The sequence below is a fragment of the Kitasatospora sp. NPDC001603 genome, assembly GCF_040298365.1.
Taxonomy (GTDB): Bacteria; Actinomycetota; Actinomycetes; order Streptomycetales; family Streptomycetaceae; genus Kitasatospora.
Window position 1 is genome coordinate 1 of the sequence record NZ_JBEPAA010000161.1, and the last position, 4,253, is coordinate 4,253.

General features: G+C 77.4%; 1 protein-coding gene. It reads left to right on the forward strand.

The features are described 5' to 3' along the window. On the forward strand, positions 1–4,253 hold a 4,253-nt coding region (locus ABT263_RS38450; RefSeq protein WP_352298532.1), incomplete at both ends, for an SDR family NAD(P)-dependent oxidoreductase.

The following is a 4,253-nucleotide window of genomic DNA, read 5'->3' on the forward strand; positions in this document are numbered from 1 at the left end:
GCCTCGCACACCTCGCAGGTGGAGCGGTTGCGCGAGGAACTGCTGGCGGTGCTCGCGCCGGTCGAGCCGGGCCCGGCCGAGGTGCCGTTCTACTCGACGGTCGAGGAGCGCTGGCTGACCGGCGCCGAGCTCGACGCCGACTACTGGTACCGCAACCTGCGTCGGACCGTCGCCTTCGAGCCCGCGACCCGGGCGCTGGCGGAGCAGGGCCACGGCGTCTTCGTCGAGGTCAGTCCGCACCCGGTGCTGACGGCGAGCCTCCAGGAGACGCTGGAGGCGGCCGGGATCCAGGGCATCGTGACCGGCTCGCTCCGCCGCGACGACGGCGGGCCCGCCCGGTTCCTCGGCTCGCTCGCCGAGGTGCACGTCCAGGGCCGGCCGGTGGACTGGGCGGCGGCCTTCGGCGGCCCGCCCGCACGGCGGGTGGAGCTGCCGACCTATCCGTTCCAGCGGCAGCGCTACTGGCTGAACGCCTCCGGGCTCACGGGCGGCGGACTGACCGGCGCGGGGCTCGGCACGGCGGACCATCCGCTGCTCGGCGCGGTGATCGAACCGGCCGACAGCGACGAAGTCCTGTTCACCAACCGGCTCTCGCTGGACACCCACCCCTGGCTGGCCGACCACGCCGTGGCGGGCACCGCCATCCTGCCGGGCACCGCCTTCGTCGAACTGGCCGTCCGGGCCGGTGACCAGGTGGGGTGCGAGCTGCTCGACGAGCTGGTCATCGAGCGGCCTCTGGTGCTGCCCGAACAGGGCGGTCTCCAGTTGCAGGTGCGGGTGGGCGCCGCCCAGCCGTCCGGGGTGCGGCAGGTCGGGGTCCACACCCGTCCGGACCGGGGCGGCGAGGAGCCGTGGACCCGCCATGCCACCGCCGTGCTGGCGGCCGCCGGCTCGGCCGGGGACCGGTCCCCGGAGGCCTTCGACGCCGAAGTGTGGCCGCCGCCCGGCGCGGTGGCCCTGGAGACCGCCGGGCTGTACGAGCGGCTGGTGGCGGCGGGCTACCACTACGGGCCCGCCTTCCGGGGGCTGCGCGCCGCCTGGCGCCGTGGCGACGAGGTGTTCGCCGAGGTCGGCCTGGACGAGGAGCAGTCGGCCGAGGCGGGCCGGTACGGGCTCCACCCGGCGCTGCTGGACGCGGCCCTGCACGCCACCTTCCTGACCGACGCGGACGCCGACGCCGACGCGGACGCAGGCTCAGCCTCAGGCGCCGGGACCGACGCGGTAGCCCGTCCCGGCGCCCCGATCGCCACCCGACTGCCGTTCGCCTGGAACGAGGTGCGCGTCCACGCGGCGGGCGCTTCGGCCCTGCGCGTCCGGCTGCGGCCGGACGGACCGGACCGGATGGCCCTGTCCGTCGCCGACCCCGCCGGGCAGCCGGTGGCGACCGCCCGGTCGCTGGCCCTGCGCCCGGTCTCCGCCGAGGAGTTCGGCGCGGCGGGCGCCGCCGCCGGGGACTCCCTCTACCGGATCGCATGGGCGCCGGCGCCCGGTGCGCCGGAGGCGGCGGCCCCGGCCCCGGCCGTGGTCGTCGAGCACTTCCCCGCGCCCGGGGAGGAGGGGGCGGCGGCCGTGCACCTGCTGGCCCGGCGGGCGCTCGACACCCTGCGGTCCTGGCTGGCCGACGAACGGTCGGCGGACCACCGGCTGGTGGTGGTGACGCGCTCCGCGACCGCCGTCCGGCCGGGCGAGGCCGCGGACCCGGCCGGCGCGGCCGTCTGGGGGCTGGTGCGCTCCGCGCAGGCCGAACACCCGGGGCGCCTGGTCCTGGTGGACGTCGACGACCCCGCCGCAGTGCCGCTCCTGCCGCCCGCCGCCCTCGCCTCCGAGGAGCCCCAACTGGCCGTCCGGGCGGGCGAGGTGCTGATGCCCCGGCTGGTCCGGGCGATCCCGTCCGAGGGCGGCGCGCCGGGGCCGCGGTTCGATCCCGAGGGCACGGTGCTGGTCACCGGTGGTACCGGCACGCTGGGGTCGCTGCTGGCCCGGCACCTGGTGACGGCGTACGGGGTGCGGCATCTGCTGCTGGTGGGCCGCGGTGGTCCGGCGGCCCCGGGCGCCGGTGAACTGGAGGCCTCGCTGCGCGAACTGGGCGCCGAGGTGACCATCGCGGCCTGCGACACCACGGACCGCGACGCGCTGCGGGAACTGCTCGCCGGCCTCCGGCGCCCGCTGACCGGTGTGCTGCACGCCGCCGGGGTACTGGACGACGGCCTGGTGGCCGGGCTGACGCCGGAGCGGCTGGCGGCCGTCCTGCGGCCCAAGATCGATGCCGCGCTCGCGCTGCACGAGCTCACCGCCGGCGAGGACCTCGCCGCGTTCGTCCTCTTCTCCTCCGCCGCGGGCGTGCTCGGCGGCGCCGGCCAGGCCTCCTACGCGGCGGCCAACGCCGCCCTGGACGCGCTCGCCGGGGCGCGGCGGGCGCAGGGGCTGCCCGCCGTGTCGCTGGCCTGGGGCCTGTGGGCCGAGGCCAGCGGGCTGACCGGCCACCTCGACCTGGCCGACCACCGCCGGATCGCCCGGAGCGGCGTGCGGCCGTTCTCCTCGGAGCAGGGGCTCGCGCTGTTCGACGCCGCGCTCGCGGCCGACGAGGCGGTGCTGGTGCCGATGGCGCTCGACCTGGCGGGGCTGCGGTCCGCGGACGCGACCGTCCCCGCCCTGCTGCGCGGCCTGGTCCGGCCGGGGCGGCGGGTGGCCCGGGCCGCCGCCGAGGGCCGGGCGGCCGGCACCCTGACGGAGCGGCTCGCCGGCCGGCCGGCGGGTGAGCGCGGTCGGGCCCTGCTGGAGCTGGTGCGCGCGCACGCCGCGACGGTGCTCGGTCACAGCACCGGCTCCGGGATCGAACCGGCGCTCGCCTTCCGCGAGTTGGGCTTCGACTCGCTGACCGCGGTGGAGCTGCGCAACCGGCTCGCCACGGCCACCGGGCTCCGGCTGCCGGCCACCCTGGTGTTCGACCATCCGACGCCGGCCGTGCTGGCGCGGCGGCTGGAGGCCGAGCTGTTCGGCGAGGCCGAGGGCGCCCGCCCGGCCGCACTCGCCGCCGAGGCGCAGGACGAGCCCATCGCGATCGTCGGCATGTCCTGCCGCTTCCCGGGCGGCATCGACTCGCCGCAGGACCTCTGGGAGACGGTCGCGGCGGGCCGGGACGTGGTCGGGAGCTTCCCCGAGAACCGGGGCTGGGACCTCGACACGCTGTTCGACCCGGACCCGGACCGTCCGGGCAAGAGCTACGTCGACGCGGGCGCGTTCCTCGCCGACCCCGGGGAGTTCGACGCGGAGTTCTTCGGCATCTCGCCGCGCGAGGCGCTGGCGATGGACCCCCAGCAGCGGCTGCTGCTGGAGGCCTCCTGGGAGGCGTTCGAGCACGCGGGCATCGACCCGGCGGCGCTGCGGGGCAGCGACACCGGGGTGTTCGCGGGGCTGCTCTACCACGAGTACGGCGCGCTGCTCGACCGGGCCGAGGGGGCGTCCGAGCTGGAGGCCTACGCGGGTACGGGCGGCGCGGGCAGCGTCGCGTCGGGCCGGATCTCCTACACGCTCGGGCTGGAGGGCCCGGCGATCACCGTCGACACCGCCTGCTCGTCCGCCCTGGTGGCGGTGCACCTGGCGAGCCGTTCGCTGCGGTCGGGCGAGTGCTCGCTGGCGCTGGCCGGCGGTGTGACCGTGATGACCACGCCGGCCGCGTTCACCGGCTTCTCCCGGCAGCGCGGGCTGGCGGCGGACGGGCGGTGCAAGCCGTTCTCCGCGACGGCCGACGGCACCGGCTGGTCCGAGGGGGTCGGCCTGCTGGTCCTGGAGCGGCTCTCCGACGCGCGCCGCCACGGACACCGGGTGCTCGCGGTGGTCCGGGGCAGCGCGGTCAACCAGGACGGGGCGAGCAACGGGCTGTCGGCGCCGAACGGACCGGCGCAGCAGCGGGTGATCCGGCAGGCGCTGGCCAACGCCGGGGTCGCCGCCGACGGCGTGGACGCCGTCGAGGCGCACGGCACCGGAACGGTGCTGGGCGATCCGATCGAGGCGCAGGCGCTGCTGGCGACGTACGGCCAGGACCGCGGAGAGGCGGAACCGCTCTGGCTGGGCTCGGTGAAGTCGAACCTCGGCCACACCCAGGGCGCCGCCGGCGCCGCCGGAATGATCAAGATGATCCAGGCGATGCGGCACGGTGTGCTGCCGAAGACGCTGCACGTGGCGGAGCCGACGGGGCAGGTGGACTGGTCGTCGGGTGCGGTGGAGCTGTTGACGCGGGCGCGGCCGTGGCC